Raw genomic sequence first — 14,980 nt, 5'->3', positions numbered from 1 at the left:
CAAAAAGAATTTACAGTTTCTAATCAAATCAAAAATTCTTTTAAAGTCGTCGATTGTAGACGACAAATAAATTCAAAAATAAAGAATCCGAGGAATTGAGTTTAAACAAAAAAAGAGCAGTGCCTATCGCACTGCTCTTTTAAACTTATGTCCAGTTTTACAACTATGCCTCAGGCGCAGCTGGTTTTTCTGGTCTTGGTAATAATACTTTACGAGAAAGTTTCATTTTACCTTGTTTGTCAATATCTAACAATTTAACATCAATGATGTCCCCTTCTTTAAATACACCGTCCATAGTTTCAAGACGTTTCCAATCAATTTCAGAAATGTGTAATAAACCATCTTTTCCTGGCATAATTTCGACAAATGCACCGAAAGGCATAATCGATTTTACTTTACCAGTGTAAACCTCGCCAATTTCTGGTTTAGCTACAATTGCACGGATACGGCCAACGGCTGCATCGATAGATGCTTTGTTATCAGCAAAAATCTCAACGATACCTTTGTTATCCACTTCTTCGATAGAGATAGATGCGCCGGTTTCGCGTTGCATTTCCTGAATAATTTTACCGCCGGGACCGATAACAGCACCAATAAATTCTTTATCAATTGTTAAAGATACAATACGTGGTGCGTGTGGTTTATAATCTGTATTTGGTTCAGCAATAGTTTTCTTCATCTCATTCAAGATGTGCAAACGACCGTCTTTAGCCTGCAATAATGCTTTAGTTAAAACTTCATAAGACAAACCATTGATTTTCAAATCCATTTGGCAAGCTACAATACCATTTTCGGTACCTGTTACTTTGAAATCCATATCACCTAAGTGATCTTCATCACCCAAAATATCAGAAAGAATGGCGTATTTACCTGTTTTTTCGTCGGTAATTAAACCCATTGCGATACCAGAAACCGGAGATTTGATTTTGATACCTGCATCCATTAGTGCTAATGTACCTGCACAAACGGTTGCCATAGATGACGATCCGTTAGATTCTAAGATATCAGAAACCACACGAATAGTGTATGGATTTGCTTCGCCCTGAGGTAAAACTTTTTTCAGTGAACGTTGCGCTAAAGCACCGTGACCAATTTCGCGACGACCAGCGCCTCTGTTTGGTCTTACTTCGCCAGTTGAAAAACCGGGGAAATTATAGTGCAATAAAAACTTTTGGTAACCATTAAAGAATGCACCATCAATCATTTGCTCATCATCTTTACTACCTAAAGTAACCGATGTTAAAGATTGAGTTTCGCCACGTGTAAATACTGCAGAACCGTGTGCTGCTGGTAAGTAACCTACTTCACTCCAAATTGGGCGAATTTCGGTTGTTTTACGTCCATCTAAACGAATACCTTCATCCAACAATAAATTTCTAATAGCATCGTACTGCACATCATGGTAGTAATGTTTAGCCATTGCTTTAGTTAAATCTTCAGTATCTTCTGGCATAGCTTCGAAGAACTCGTTAATGATTGCGGTAAAACCAACTTTACGCTCATCTTTATTTGACCCAGATTTCGCTACTGCATAAACTTTATCGTAAGTATCGGCATAAACTTTAGCTTTCAAATCAGCATCATGATCTTCGTGGCTATATTCACGTTTCACCGTTTTGCCTGTAGCTTCAGTTAATTCAACCTGAATTGCGCATTGAACTTTAATTGCATCGTGTGCAAATTTTAAAGCTTCAACCATCTCATCTTCCTGAATTTCATCGCACTCGCCTTCAACCATACAAATATCGTTAGCAGAACCTGCAACCATAAATTCCAGAGTTGCGCGTTCTAAATCACTGGCGTAAGGGTTAATAACCAATTTGCCGTCAATTTTAGCAACACGTACTTCAGAAATAGGACCGTTAAAAGGAATATCTGAAACAGATAATGCAGCCGATGCAGCTAAGCCTGCTAAACAATCGGGCATAATATTTTTATCTGCAGAGATTAGTGAAATCATCACCTGAGTATCAGAGTGATAATCGCTCGGAAACTGTGGACGTAAAGCGCGATCTACCAAACGGGAAATCAATACTTCGTAATCCGATAATCTTGCTTCGCGACGTAAAAATCCGCCTGGGATACGGCCTGTTGCCGCATATTTTTCTTGATAATCAACTGATAAAGGCAAGAAATCTGTTCCTGGTTTAGCACCCACTGTAGATACAACAGTTGCAAGCAACATCGTGTCGCCCATTTTAACCACAACTGAACCATCGGCTTGTTTAGCCAATTTACCAGTTTCGATTTCTACCGTTCTTCCATCGCCCAAATCGAACGATTTTTTTATTACATTCATTTAAATAGAATTATGATGTGTTTTCCTCTTTCTACACATCGGGTTATATATGTTTTTGTTTTTGCAAACGAAGATAGCGTAAAAAAAGCCTATCAGAAATACTTCACAAAAAAATAATTTATCCGGCAAAGTAAAAAGCCATTCTCTAAAGAATGGCTTTCGTTGATAAACTTGCGCTTATTTTTGTTTAATGATATCTCTAAGCGATAAAGCTTTGATGATAGCACGATAGCGCTCAATATCTTTTTTGTATAGATAAGCCAAAATACCACGGCGTTTACCTACCAATTTTTGAAGTGACAACTGTGTAGAAAAATCTTTACGGTTTTTCTTTAAGTGTTCTGTTAAGTGCGCAATACGGTATGTAAATAACGCTACCTGACCTTCAGCAGAACCCGTGTTGGTTTCTACTTCGCCGTGTGTTTTAAAGATTTCGGCTTTCTTTTCTGAACTTAAATACATTCTTGAATAATATTAAAGCAATTATAAATTAATTAATTGTGGCGCAAAGATAAAGCAATTTTTATTTATTTGCAAGGGAGGTGAAAGGTGAAAGCTTAAAGAAAAAAGCTCAAAGAAGAAAGTTTAAAGAAAAAAACTAAGCGGCCTACCCTTCCGCTGTGTTAAAAGCTCTTTGGAGGCTGTGGTTAAACAAAACAGAAAGCTTCCCAATTAAAAAAATCCTGATTTCTATACATATATTTCCGTGCCTTCAGTGGTTCCGTGGCAAAAACTCATAAAAAAATTACACTTTAACATAAAACCTACTCAACAACAACCTCTGTGCTAATTCCGCAGTGCGCATGGTAAAAAACACAAAACATCATCCGGAAGTTCACAAAAAACTATACTTTCGCTGGCAGCATAAGCCGTTCCTTTAACCTTTTTTATATGAAGTTTAGTTTTTCATTATTATTTTCTTTTTGTTTAGTACTTGTTGCATCTGCTCAAAAATCAGAAATCCCTAAATCAATCTTATCACAACCTAAAACCTATATTGTAAACTACGGAACACCAACAGTTGATGGCGACCTGAGTGATGCGGCCTGGAAAAACATTGCTTTTACTGATGATTTTGAGGATATTGAAGGCAATCTGAAACCCAAACCTGGTTTAAAAACAAAAGTAAAAATGCTGTACAACGATAGTTTACTTTTTATTGCAGCAAAGCTGGAAGAACCACACATCTGGGCAAAACTTGATCAGCACGATCAGATTGTTTATCAAGACAATGATTTCGAGGTTTTTATCGATCCGAACGGAACAACACATCAATATTTTGAAGTTGAAATAAATGCGCTGAACAATATCTTTGATTTGTTTCTATCTAAACCTTATAGAACTGGCGCGCGCGAACTCATGTCGTGGGATGTGAAAGGACTTCAACATCAGGTAAAAATCAACGGGACATTAAACAACCCAAATGATAAAGACCAGGAATGGACGCTGGAAATGGCTATTCCCTTCAAATCGATTTCTTTTGGCAGCGATGTACAAATTCCTGAAGATGGAAAAATCTGGCGGATAAATTTTTCGCGGGTACAATGGCTTACCGATATTGTTGACGGGAAATATGAAAAACGTAAAGGCACAAATGACAAACTTCTGGCAGAACAAAACTGGGTGTGGTCGCCACAAGGAGTAATTAATATGCATTGCCCGGAACGTTGGGGCTATATTCAGTTTAGTAGAACGTTTTCTCCCGAAAAGAAATTTAACTTACCAGCAGAAGAACTGGTAAAACAAGAGCTGTATCAGGTTTATTATGCAGAACAAGTTTATCGTTCAAAAAACAATACGTATACAGACAAGAAAGATGAATTGGGTTTCCCTGCAAGTGTGAAAATTGGCGGCGAAATGTATACACTTCAATTAGAAGCGACAAAAAATCTCTTCAAAGCCGTTTACATTAATGCCAAAGGAACAGGTTTTTCCATTAATCACGAAAGCCTGGTTGCTGCAGAAAAGCAGTAACTATTTCATATTCCAGAAGCTTCTTTTAATTTTGCAGAAAATATTATCCCTTTGGAAAAGACTCAATACAGCATTTTTGAAAGTGAACTACGTGTTCGTCCAGACGATATTGACATGTTTAACCACGTTCATAACAGTAAATATCTGGATTATGTACTCGCTGCGCGATACGACCAGATGGAACAATTTTATGGAATGCCTTGGGAGCGTTTCACTGAGCAGGGTTTTGGTTGGGTGGTAAGCAGAGTAGATATTCGCTTTAAACGCCCGCTTTTGATGAATGATGTTATGCGCATCCGAACCGGAATTTTAACTGTGCATGAAAAAGGTTGTTCTGTACAATTCGAAATCATCAATAAAAAAACCGGAAAAATAGCCTCTGATGGTATTTTCGATTATGTTTTAATTGATTTGAATACAGGAAGAAGTACAAGGGTTTCTGAAGAAATGATAGAAGCTTATAGCATTTAGTGAAATTGTTCTGATTTGCCAAAATATTTTTTTTACGTTAAAAAACTATTTCGCTCTAAACTATTTGCTTAAACCTCCGATACTTTTTTACTATCTTTATTTCATCAAAACAATAAACGCCATGATAGTATCTGCAATCCGTTTCAGGTTTTAACAAAAACCCCGGATTCCCCTTTTATTCTTTTTTGAATATTGGATGTGTTCTTACATCCATCTTGTTTATCTATAAAAACTTATGCAATAAATATGTCACAGTCAACAAAGACAAACGGCAGACTATCGTCTTTTTACACGCTTTTAAAACAATCACTTTCCGGTACAGAAGTAGATTTAACAAGCATCAGCGTTAATCGCGCCATTATTTTATTAGCTATCCCGATGATGTTAGAGATGGCAATGGAATCGGTATTTGCCTTAGTAGATCTGTACTTCGTTGGTCACCTTGAAAACAGCAGTCTGGCCATTCAAACCGTTGGTTTAACAGAATCTGTTTTAACTATTATTTACTCCCTTGCAGTAGGTTTGAGTATGGCTGCAACAGCTGTTGTTTCGAGAAGAATTGGCGAAAAAGAACCTGAAAAGGCCTCAAAAGCCGGAATGCAAACCATCTTCATCGCCGTTGCGATCAATCTGTTTATCAGTGCTATCGGCCTTATATACGCGAAAGACATTTTACTGTTAATGGGCGCGAGCATGGAAACCGCAAATCATGGAAACACATTTGTACGCATTATGATGGGCGGCAGCGTAATAATTGTATTGTTATTTTTAATCAACGGGATTTTCCGCGGCGCAGGAAATGCTGCTATTGCGATGCGTAGTTTGTGGATTGCAAATATTGCCAATATCATATTATGCCCGATTTTCATTAATGGCTTTGGCCCGATCCCTGCATTTGGGCTAACTGGTGCAGCTGTTGCCACCACAATCGGTCGTGGATTAGGCGTGACTTATCAATTGATCAATCTTTTCAACGGAAAAAATATTCTGAAAATCAAAGCAAGCTACTTTTTACCAGAATGGTTACAGATTAAGGCAATAATTAAAATTGCCGCTCCGGCTATTTTTCAGTTTGTAATAGCCAGTTGCAGCTGGGTATTTCTGGCAGAACTGGTTGCAACTACTGGTGAAGATCATGGTTCTGCGGGCTATCAGACAGCATTACGTTTAATGATGTTTTTCTTGTTGCCAGTTTGGGGTTTAAGTAACGCTGCAGCGACATTGGTGGGGCAAAACCTTGGCGCTGGACAAGTAGAGCGCGCTGAGCAATCCGTTTTTAAAACGATGAAATATGCGGTCATGTTTATGGCTATAGTAAGTTTGTTGTTTCTGATATTCGGTCATTTATTTGCATCATTTTTTAGTAATGATGTTACGGTAACCAGAATTGCCTCTCAAGCCTTACGTATCCTCAGTGCAGGTTTTATTATTTATGGTATTGGAATGGTGTTGATTGGCGCTTTTAACGGAGCAGGTGATACTTGGACGCCGACCAAGATTAATGTGTTTGCTTTCTGGCTTTTCCAGATACCATTTGCATATTTACTCGCAAAATATTTTGAACTCGGACCAACAGGCGTTTTTATTGCTATTCCCGTTGCAGAAGCGGGCATTAGTATTGCTGCCTTTATCCTTTTTAAGAAAGGAAAATGGAAAAAAACCACGGTCTAAATTCTCTGCAAAACTGCATTAAGTCTGCTCAATGTCTTTTTTTGATACATTGATTTTTTTTTGTTAAATAGTTTGCAAGATATTGGTCGAAGCTCTATCTTCGTCCCCTGAGAGCGTTAATTTAGATACGGGTACAAAGGATTTATTCCTTGTGCCCGTTTTTTATTTAAACCCGTTTCGCTTTCTTTCTCCATCACTCGTTCAAAAATAGACGACATAAAAAAGCACATTCCCTATCATTAAAAAAACGGAGAAAATGCGCTCTCTAAACACCTAATTTTCTGATTGGCTGCCTAAAATTTTAAGCTTTATTTGTTAATTATTTTTTCAAAATCCGGCTCTGCAGCAATATAAACTTTGAGGAGTTGAAGTTGGTTGGCTGCGCGGCGAAGATTATGCTCCGGATATGTAATCTGATAGTAGATATTACCGTTTAAAAAATCGGTTAGAAAGCGGAGCGCTTGCATATAAATTAAGAATTTGCCGCTATAGATAAACTCATTCTTTTCTGTCTGCGTTAGAAAGTTGCCCATTTCATTCATATAACCATTGTAAATTGCCTCGAAAACATCTTCGCGAATATCAATTTTTTCAATGTTTTGTTCTTCTTCCGTTGCCTCAGAAAGATATGTCCGCATCATGTCTCCAACATCGCTAATGTAATAACCGGGCATCACGGTATCCAAATCAATAACACGAAGCCCCGCTCCTGTTTCTTTATCCAGCAAAACGTTGTTAATTTTTGTATCGTGATGGATGACCCGGAGCTTAAAATCCGGATTTTTTATAATTTCTTCATACCGCTCTGAAATGCTAAAAAGATCTGTTACCAGATTAATTTCTGATCTGGCTTTTTCAATCCTTTCTGCGCTGGCATTCTTTAGCGCTGTTTTAAATTGAATTACCCGTAGTGGTAAATTATGAAAATCTGGAAGCGTGTAATGCAGTGTTTTGGTTTCAAATCCATCCAAAACACGTGAAAAACGCCCAAATTGCTTTGCAGCCTGAAAGGCTTCTTCCGCGCAATGCACAAAATTGATGGATTTGGAATTGCTAATAAAAGGAAACAAACGATAAAAATCGCCTTTAAACTGAACCAAAGTTTTTCCCGACGAAGTTGATACCGGAGCTGTAAAAGGATAATCTGGCCAATGCAGATCTAAATGTTGCTTTAACCGGAACAAATTTTCATCTATATATTTAGGTTCCGGAAAAACATTTTTGTTGATTTTCTGAAGCAGGTATTCTGTTTTACCAGATATTTTCCAGGTAAAATTAATAAGGCCAGAACCATGCGGTTCTGCATTGTGTTGATCCAAATGCAGACCATATTGGCTTAAAACTTCTTGGAACATAAATTTATTTGACTGGCATTAGCCGTATAGGACTGATTGTACAGAACATCGTATATAAATATAGTATTTCCGGAGGTTGACGACAATGCTTAATCTCCGGAAATCAATTAAAAACCACTATCATCCAATGCAAAAATATTCTTTCTATCTTTCCATTTCCCTTTTGTAAAATCAGGAAATTTCTGCGGCATATTGCCTTCTTTTAATGATTTTGTAGAAAGTGGTGCAATTACGCTCATTGTTACAGAGTCGTAAACATCAATTGGGGTTTGTTTCTTTTGTTTTACCGCCTGGATAAACCCGTTAAAAACATACCAGTCCATCCCTCCATGACCTGCACCTTCTGCCTCCGTCTGGTATCTTTTCCAAAGCGGATGATCGTATTTATCAAACCAATCTTTTGCCGGGTCCCAAACGTCATGTTTTGCAGATTTTTTATCGATGTAAACGGATTTGTTTACATCCATCCAGATTCCCTGAGTGCCCTGAACTCTAAATCCGATGGAATATGGCCGTGGCAAATGTGTATCATGCGATAAAAGTACTGTTTCTCCATTTGCGCAGTTGATCAATGTAGTTGTAACATCGCCATTCTTGTAATCCAGCTTTGCATTTGGATGCCCTGGCGACATTTCTTCAACATATGCGGCCAAACCTCGGGCTTTTGAGCTAAAAGAAACCAAACTGGTAAACCGGTTGCCTTTGTTGATGTTTGCATACTGAATAATTGGTCCGGCTCCATGTGTAGGATACAAATCGCCATCCTGATCGATATTAAATTGTGTTCGCCATTGTGCTTCGCTCAATGCATTGGGGCCGTATTCTACTCCACCACCGTAATATTTTTTTCCATCATTAAATAAGACATTTCTTAAGTTGTGCTGGTAACCTGCTTCCAGGTGAACCAACTCTCCGAACAAACCTTGCCTAACCATGTTCAATGCGGCCAGCACATCTCTGCGGTAGCATACATTTTCTAAAGTCATGTAGGGTATTCCCGTTTTTTCAGAGGTATTTACTATATCCCAATGATCTTGAACAGTTAAACCCGCAATAACTTCGCAACCAACATATTTTCCGGCTTTCATAGCTTCAACGGCCTGTTCTTTGTGAAATTGCCATGGTGTAGCGATAATTACCGCGTCAATATCTTTCCGGTCGAGAAGTTTTTTATAGGCATCTGCGCCGCCTGTATATTCTATTGCTGCAGGCCGCCCTTTTTTGGCAATAAACTCGCGGCAAATCTTTAAGGAACGTTCCTGGGTGTCACAAATGGCAACAATTTCTACGTCGTTTCTTAATGTGCCTTCAGAAATGTGGTTCATACCTCTTGCACCGACACCAATGTACCCCAATCGTACATTTCCGGTGTCGGATGCAAAAAGATTTCCTGTGGGCAATATGGAAAAACCTGCAGCAGCCAGTGTTCCATTGCGGATAAATTCTCTACGTTCCATTTGTATTTTTTGGTTTAGTTAAGATGACCAACTTTTTGCAGGTTTAAAAGTATTTCATATTTATAGGTCCCGTCGAACTTGTACTTCAAATCTGAAAAAAACCGATCAGTATTTTTGATTTCGGATAAAAGTAGCTGTACAGCATCACCAAAACAAACCAAAAATATGCGCAAACGATTGATTAATTTTATTGTTACCCAATTTGTTAAATAGAGCAGGATGAAGATTATGTAAAGTCTAAAGGAATTAATTTAATTGAGAAAGGGCCACACGCTCCGGCTGGCCCTTAATCTCTTATTAAGCCTTTACCATAAAATGCTCTGGCATTTCTGCGGCCTTTAGCATAAAATTGTGCAGCTCATAATTCTTTATAAAGGGCTTCAGGTTTTCGGCACCTGGGCCAAACATAGTCAGTTCTACGTAATCGCCACTATGCCCCATGCCTGCCCATTGCACATCTGTATATTTTCCTAAAATTTTTCCATATTCATAAAATGGAAGATTGGATTCATTGTATAACTGACCGGGCACAATTTGTTTAAAATGGCTTAGCAGCGATTGTATATCTTCACTTTTCATAACAATGCCCTGATGCGCTTTAATTAGCTCTCGGATTTTATCCTCACTAAAAGACTGATTCAACTGCCCCAATAACCAGGTATTGCTGTGTTTAAAATTATGTAGACTTTCAAATTTCTTTTTTGCTTCATCTGCATTAAATAGTCCTGGATTGGCATTTCCGTGATCAGTGGTAATTATAACCAATGTATTTCCATCTTTCTCTGCAAATTCCAATACTTCACCGATTGCTTCATCAAAAGCAAGCTGATCAAAAATTAACCCGCTAACGTCATTTGAATGTGCAGCCCAATCTACTTTACCGCCTTCAATCTGAAGCGCAAAACCCTCGGGATGGTTTTTCATCAAATCAATCGCTTTCATAGACATTTCTGCCAGTGAAGGCACAGATTTCATCAGCTCTGCGTCATTCTTACGGTCAACTTCGTAAGGTAAACCATCTTCAGCAAAAAGCCCCAAAACAGGTTTTGAAGAATCTAATGTCATCATTTCTGATCTGCTTTGAACAACTTTAAATCCTTGTGTGAGGTATTTTGGCAAAAGGTCTCCGCCAGCTCTTTTACTGCCAAAATATTGTGCGCCGCCACCCATCATTACATCGAATTTTAAATCGAGGTAAATTTCAGCGATAATATCCTGTCCGCCGCGGTTGTCAATATTCACACAAAAGCCCGCAGGTGTTGCGTGTGTAATGGGTACTGTAGTTACACAACCCACCTTTTTTCCTTTTTCTTTAAATTTCTGAAGAATCGGCTGAGGTTTTTCGCCTTTTGGTCCAACATTCAAAGCGCCATTATTTACGCGCATACCACCGCCCCATGAAGAGCTCGCTGCAGCAGAATCAGTAACTAAAGAACTGGCAGATGCAGTATCCATTAAAGCCCTTACACCTTTATTGTCACGGTAAAGGTCTATCCAATGTGTTCCTTTTCCAAAAATGCGCTTTGCATACAAATCCGCCATATTCAAAGTTCCGGTACTCATCCCGTCACTTACCATCATGATGATATTTTTTGCTTTTTTTGGTGAATTAACCGGTTTAGCAACAAGGTTTGTCCAACCAACAAAGGGTGCGCCGATTCCGGCAAGCAGCCCGCCTTTTAATAAGGATCTTCTATTCATACGATTCAGTTCTAACATATATCCATCCACATTGTGGTTAAAAATATACGGTACGAAAGTATTAATTGAAGGTTAGCAGATAATTAAGTAGATGATAAATTAAAGTTTTTGAACAGTGGTGTAAAAACTTTATAAACTTGCATTTCTGAAGGATAAATACTAATATTTAAGACAAATCTAAGCTGGTTTATATCAGTTTTGATACAATAGCGCATAGCAGATTTAATCTGTTTTTAACAGGAACGTCGATTTATAATGCGTAAATTAGCGGTGAATCAATTCATGATTACTCAGATAAAAATCAAAATTGTTCTATCATGGAAAGTGACTACACAGAATTACCGGAAAGAGATTTACATTGCGAGTTTTTAAACATCTTCAAATTTATCTGGAGAGCTTGCGAAATACCTGCTAAAGATGAGCAAATCAACGCTGTTGATGTCGAATCATTTGACGTCGATCATATTCCTTCACAGCCGATTATTGTTTAAAGCGTATTGACATTTTCAGGGTCTATTGTATACAATATCATCAATTCTGGAATCCATCGTCGGATCTTCCGGCAATCTTTTGACGTAAAACTCTTCATAATAAGCTTTAATAATAGCTGCCATTGGAGTGGCCAGTAATGCGCCTGTAAGTCCAAATGCAGATCCCATTGCCAAGAGTAAAACGAGTGAAGACACGGGATGAATATTCATTGTAGAAGAACGCAGTTTAGGCATCAGAAAATCGGACACCAGCTCATTCAACAATAAAAAGAAAACCAAACACCAGAAAGCGGTTAGCGGACCTATGGATAAAGCGACCAAAGTTGGTGGGATAGCCATAATGTAGAAACCAAGTTTGGGAATCAGCTCAGAGAAAAAAGCCAGTGCGGCCCAAACCAGCGCGCCCGGCACATTCATTAACGTTAAAAATCCATACACCAGAACCGCCTCTACAGCGCCACCAATCAGATTGGATTTCATCCAGCCAACAAGCATAGTTGTAGTATGCTGTAAAGCTGCTTCGGCACTGCCGCGTTTTTCTGGCCTAAAAACAGAAAGATACAATTCTACAATTGGTTTTGGATTGCCTACATAAAAAACAACCAGACTGATAAAAACAATAAAGGCAAAAATACCGCCGATAATGCCGAAAGAGAAATTGCCTAAACCAATTACCGTTTTACCGATAGACGGCATGGCAGAGCCGATAGAAATTCCGCTGTCTTCAATTTCTTTATTAAACTCCGGATAATTTTTGAGTAAAGATGCAATGTGATTCGAAACCGATTTGTAGTACTGCGGTAGATTGCTGATTAAAACATCCAGCTGATCTGTAATGTGCGGAACAATAATCCATGCTAAACCTATCGTTGTACCGAAGATAATTGCAAAAATGATGGTACTAGCCAACCACCTTTTCATACCCCGTTTTTCTAGTTTACTCACCGGCGCACTAATAATCAGCCCCAGAACCATTGCAAAAACAACCAGTAGAAAAATAGAAATAATTTTAAACGTAAACCAAAACAGCAGCAACAAGCCTGCGATGTATAAAATAGTCGACTTAATGATGTGGAAGATTGCGTTATTTCTGGGCGTTTTCATAAAGAGGATGTGGCATGATAAGTTTTGTAAACAGCCACTTTTACGCTATTGTTTTGCGTTTAACTTATTTTTTATCAAATACAGTATTCAGCGCAAAGATCTTCTCCTATTGACTTAATGTGCATGCAGAGAAACTCTGCGTACAAAATCATCAATATCAAAAGGCTTATGTATATAATCTTCTGCTTTGCAGCGCTTCATCACCTCGCGCTCAGAAAAATTTGCAGACATCATCACAACAGGTTTATGTTCTGTTATTTTATCTGCTTTTAACTCGCAGCAAATGTCTAAACCGTTTCCATCTGGCAACATAACATCCAACAAATACAGGTCGGGCGTTAGTTTTGCAGCTTCCGCTCTAAACGCCTCGACACTTGCACAGGCATGCACCTCAAAATTTTCCTCTTCTAAAAGGATTGCAATAATGTCTCTAATATCTTCATTATCTTCCAGCACCAATATCTTATTTCTCATGATTATCATTTCACTTGTGTTAAGATTAAGAACCTATTAAAAAATATAAAGTTTTAATTATTAAGCAATTATAAAGCAATTAACACAACAAACTGGAATATATTGATAATTTATACAATACCGATCGTGAGAGATAACTGGAAACGAAAATTAAATTGTAGGTTGGAGTTTCCATCAGTTTTCGGCAGCAATTTGATTTCTCTGTCCATCCTCTCCGATACATCATCAAAATTCTGGAAAACAAAACCTTCAATTTACCCGTTCTGACTCAAAACAATTGATTTATGACTCTGCTTAGAATAGACTGGCTTACGTTTTTTGTAGGTGAAAAGGGATGGAAATTTCTGGGAGAAATCTCGCTCCGTACATTTATTATGTATGTGATTATCCTGTTTGGACTACGTTTGCTGGGAAAAAGAGGGGTAAAACAACTTTCAATTTTTGAACTCGTTGTAATTATATCTTTAGGTTCTGCTGCCGGCGACCCGATGTTTTACAAAGAAATTGGATTACTAATCCCTGTAGTGATTTTCACGGTGATTGTAGCCAGTTATCGTTTAACAACATTTCTGACAGCGAAAAGCACTAAACTGGACGACATCATTGAAGGGAAAAGTACATATCTGATTGAAGATGGCAAATTTTCCATTGATAATTTCAATAAAGAAACCCTAGCTCACGACGAATTTTTCTCGGAACTGAGGCAATTGAGCATTTCCCATCTCGGACAGGTTGAAACGGCAATTTTGGAAACTTCAGGATCCCTGAGTGTTTATTTTTTTAAAGACGACAAGGTCGGTTATGGTTTACCCATTTTGCCAAAATTATTCGAATCTTCTACTTGCACCATTACGAAACAAGGTTTTTACGCCTGCTGTTTTTGCGGTCAGGTAGAAGAATTGGCGCCTGTAAATAAACACAATTGCAGCATTTGCGGTCATCACAACTGGGTATACGCAATTAATGAGCTGCGTGTAAAATAGATCAGGTGAAAATTTTCGAAAATTAACCATTTACCACTTCCCCGCCATTTACATGAATAACCTGCCCGGTTATAAATGAAGCGTCATCACTGGCGAGGAAAACATAAGCAGGCCCCAATTCTGAAGGCTGCCCTGCGCGTTCCATTGCAGTTTCTGATCCAAAAGATTTGATTTTTTTCTTATCGAAAGTGGAAACAATAAGCGGTGTCCAAACCGGGCCGGGCGCAACAGCGTTTACGCGAATGCCGGTTTTGGCCAGATTAGTAGCCAAAGATCTGGTGAACGATGTTATTGCACCTTTTGTTGAGGAATAATCAATCAGATTTGGAGATGACCGATAAGCTGTTACTGATGTGGTATTAATAATACAATCTCCAACATTAAAATGCTCCAACACTTCATTTACAAAATAGAAATACCCGAAAATATTGGTTTTAAAAGTAGTTTCAAGCTGTTTTTCATCAATCTGTTTCGGATCTTTCTGTGGCACTTGCATGCCGGCATTATTCACGAGAATATTTATTTTCTTGAACTTTTTTACAGTTGCCTGGACCGCTTTTTTACAAAAATCGGCCTTTTTAACATCACCTTTTATCAGCAAACAACTTCTACCCTCTGCTTCTACCAAACGTTTGGTTTCTTTCGCATCCTGGTCTTCATCCAAATAAACTATAGCAATATCGGCACCTTCGCGGGCAAAATGAACCGCTACCGAACGTCCAATTCCAGAATCTCCACCAGTGATTAAAGCAACTTTCTTTTTTAATTTTTCTGAGCCGGCATATTTTGCTTTGATCACTTCCGGACTTGGTTTCATCTTTGCCTCAATTCCGGGTTGCTTTTTCTGTTTTGCAGGGACGTTCTGTTTCATGTTTTTATTTTAAACAACAAGATTTACAGACTACAGTTTGCATAAATTGTAAGCTTAACCATTTCTTAAAATAAGTTTGACGATGAAAGTCTTCTACTTCGTTCAACAACAGAACAAAGCAGCGGTAAT

Annotated in this window: 13 protein-coding genes; 5 read left to right on the top strand and 8 right to left on the bottom strand. The window is 38.2% G+C overall.

Annotation, left to right across the window (positions count from 1 at the left end; genetic code table 11):
* Nucleotides 1–163: 163 nt before the first annotated feature.
* Entirely contained in the window at nucleotides 164–2,299 is a 2,136-nt protein-coding gene (pnp, locus tag ACJVDH_RS06915; RefSeq protein WP_443946830.1) for a polyribonucleotide nucleotidyltransferase, read from the bottom strand.
* A 177-nt stretch (nucleotides 2,300–2,476) separates the two neighbouring features.
* A complete protein-coding gene (gene rpsO / locus ACJVDH_RS06910; RefSeq protein ID WP_029285581.1) occupies nucleotides 2,477–2,761 on the bottom strand; it encodes a 30S ribosomal protein S15 in 285 nt (94 codons plus the stop codon).
* A 429-nt stretch (nucleotides 2,762–3,190) separates the two neighbouring features.
* On the opposite strand from rpsO, the gene ACJVDH_RS06905 reads away from it, so the two are divergent.
* The 3 genes from ACJVDH_RS06905 to ACJVDH_RS06895 all read left to right on the top strand — a co-directional run bounded on the left by ACJVDH_RS06905 (nucleotide 3,191) and on the right by ACJVDH_RS06895 (nucleotide 6,415).
* On the top strand, nucleotides 3,191–4,273 hold the full coding sequence (locus ACJVDH_RS06905) for a carbohydrate-binding family 9-like protein (RefSeq protein WP_443946829.1): 1,083 nt from the start codon (nucleotides 3,191–3,193) through the stop codon (nucleotides 4,271–4,273).
* 51 nt (nucleotides 4,274–4,324) lie between these two features.
* Nucleotides 4,325–4,744: an acyl-CoA thioesterase gene (locus ACJVDH_RS06900; protein WP_443946828.1), complete on the top strand. Its 420-nt coding sequence runs from the start codon at nucleotides 4,325–4,327 to the stop codon at nucleotides 4,742–4,744.
* A gap of 246 nt (nucleotides 4,745–4,990) precedes the next feature.
* The gene (locus ACJVDH_RS06895) at nucleotides 4,991–6,415 is read left to right on the top strand and encodes an MATE family efflux transporter (RefSeq protein WP_443946827.1); all 1,425 of its coding nucleotides are present in this window, start codon (nucleotides 4,991–4,993) and stop codon (nucleotides 6,413–6,415) included.
* Nucleotides 6,416–6,723: 308 nt separating this feature from the next.
* Here the strand turns inward: ACJVDH_RS06895 and ACJVDH_RS06890 are convergent, their stop codons facing one another.
* The 3 genes from ACJVDH_RS06890 to ACJVDH_RS06880 form a co-directional block, all read right to left on the bottom strand.
* Nucleotides 6,724–7,770, bottom strand: a complete 1,047-nt coding sequence (locus ACJVDH_RS06890) for a phosphotransferase enzyme family protein (protein ID WP_443946826.1) — start codon at nucleotides 7,768–7,770, stop codon at nucleotides 6,724–6,726.
* A gap of 107 nt (nucleotides 7,771–7,877) precedes the next feature.
* Nucleotides 7,878–9,227, bottom strand: a complete 1,350-nt coding sequence (locus ACJVDH_RS06885; protein ID WP_443946825.1) for a Gfo/Idh/MocA family protein — start codon at nucleotides 9,225–9,227, stop codon at nucleotides 7,878–7,880.
* Between the two features lie 297 nt (nucleotides 9,228–9,524).
* On the bottom strand, nucleotides 9,525–10,928 hold the full coding sequence (locus ACJVDH_RS06880; RefSeq protein ID WP_443946824.1) for an alkaline phosphatase: 1,404 nt from the start codon (nucleotides 10,926–10,928) through the stop codon (nucleotides 9,525–9,527).
* 317 nt (nucleotides 10,929–11,245) lie between these two features.
* Between ACJVDH_RS06880 and ACJVDH_RS06875 the strand changes: the two genes are divergently transcribed.
* On the top strand, nucleotides 11,246–11,419 hold the full coding sequence (locus ACJVDH_RS06875) for a hypothetical protein (protein WP_443946823.1): 174 nt from the start codon (nucleotides 11,246–11,248) through the stop codon (nucleotides 11,417–11,419).
* Between the two features lie 15 nt (nucleotides 11,420–11,434).
* Here the strand turns inward: ACJVDH_RS06875 and ACJVDH_RS06870 are convergent, their stop codons facing one another.
* Both ACJVDH_RS06870 and ACJVDH_RS06865 read right to left on the bottom strand, forming a co-directional pair.
* Nucleotides 11,435–12,523 carry an AI-2E family transporter gene (locus ACJVDH_RS06870; RefSeq protein ID WP_443946822.1) on the bottom strand — a complete coding sequence of 363 codons (1,089 nt, stop codon included), beginning with the start codon at nucleotides 12,521–12,523 and terminating at the stop codon, nucleotides 11,435–11,437.
* A gap of 114 nt (nucleotides 12,524–12,637) precedes the next feature.
* Nucleotides 12,638–12,997: a response regulator transcription factor gene (locus ACJVDH_RS06865; protein ID WP_443946821.1), complete on the bottom strand. Its 360-nt coding sequence runs from the start codon at nucleotides 12,995–12,997 to the stop codon at nucleotides 12,638–12,640.
* Nucleotides 12,998–13,281: 284 nt separating this feature from the next.
* Between ACJVDH_RS06865 and ACJVDH_RS06860 the strand changes: the two genes are divergently transcribed.
* Nucleotides 13,282–13,980, top strand: coding sequence for a DUF421 domain-containing protein (locus tag ACJVDH_RS06860; RefSeq protein ID WP_443946820.1), 699 nt, complete (start codon nucleotides 13,282–13,284; stop codon nucleotides 13,978–13,980).
* Between the two features lie 22 nt (nucleotides 13,981–14,002).
* On the opposite strand, the gene ACJVDH_RS06855 is transcribed toward ACJVDH_RS06860, so the two are convergent.
* Nucleotides 14,003–14,851 (bottom strand): SDR family oxidoreductase, encoded by an 849-nt coding sequence (locus ACJVDH_RS06855; RefSeq protein WP_443946819.1) that lies wholly within the window; start codon nucleotides 14,849–14,851, stop codon nucleotides 14,003–14,005.
* Nucleotides 14,852–14,980 lie beyond the last annotated feature (129 nt).

This window comes from Pedobacter terrestris, assembly GCF_052343045.1.
GTDB lineage: Bacteria > Bacteroidota > Bacteroidia > Sphingobacteriales > Sphingobacteriaceae > Pedobacter.
The sequence above is the reverse complement of the archived record's forward strand: the minus strand, read 5'-3'. Positions and strand labels throughout refer to the sequence as shown.

Bases quoted from the DNA above. Each gene is read 5' to 3' on its own strand.
- ACJVDH_RS06895 (WP_443946827.1), top strand. From the start codon at position 4,991: ATGTCACAGTCAACAAAGACAAACGGCAGACTATCGTCTTTTTACACG.
- pnp (WP_443946830.1), bottom strand. From the start codon at position 2,299: ATGAATGTAATAAAAAAATCGTTCGATTTGGGCGATGGAAGAACGGTA.
- ACJVDH_RS06865 (WP_443946821.1), bottom strand. From the start codon at position 12,997: ATGAGAAATAAGATATTGGTGCTGGAAGATAATGAAGATATTAGAGAC.
- ACJVDH_RS06860 (WP_443946820.1), top strand. From the start codon at position 13,282: ATGACTCTGCTTAGAATAGACTGGCTTACGTTTTTTGTAGGTGAAAAG.
- rpsO (WP_029285581.1), bottom strand. From the start codon at position 2,761: ATGTATTTAAGTTCAGAAAAGAAAGCCGAAATCTTTAAAACACACGGC.
- ACJVDH_RS06855 (WP_443946819.1), bottom strand. From the start codon at position 14,851: ATGAAACAGAACGTCCCTGCAAAACAGAAAAAGCAACCCGGAATTGAG.
- ACJVDH_RS06905 (WP_443946829.1), top strand. From the start codon at position 3,191: ATGAAGTTTAGTTTTTCATTATTATTTTCTTTTTGTTTAGTACTTGTT.
- ACJVDH_RS06885 (WP_443946825.1), bottom strand. From the start codon at position 9,227: ATGGAACGTAGAGAATTTATCCGCAATGGAACACTGGCTGCTGCAGGT.
- ACJVDH_RS06870 (WP_443946822.1), bottom strand. From the start codon at position 12,523: ATGAAAACGCCCAGAAATAACGCAATCTTCCACATCATTAAGTCGACT.
- ACJVDH_RS06880 (WP_443946824.1), bottom strand. From the start codon at position 10,928: ATGAATAGAAGATCCTTATTAAAAGGCGGGCTGCTTGCCGGAATCGGC.
- ACJVDH_RS06875 (WP_443946823.1), top strand. From the start codon at position 11,246: ATGGAAAGTGACTACACAGAATTACCGGAAAGAGATTTACATTGCGAG.
- ACJVDH_RS06890 (WP_443946826.1), bottom strand. From the start codon at position 7,770: ATGTTCCAAGAAGTTTTAAGCCAATATGGTCTGCATTTGGATCAACAC.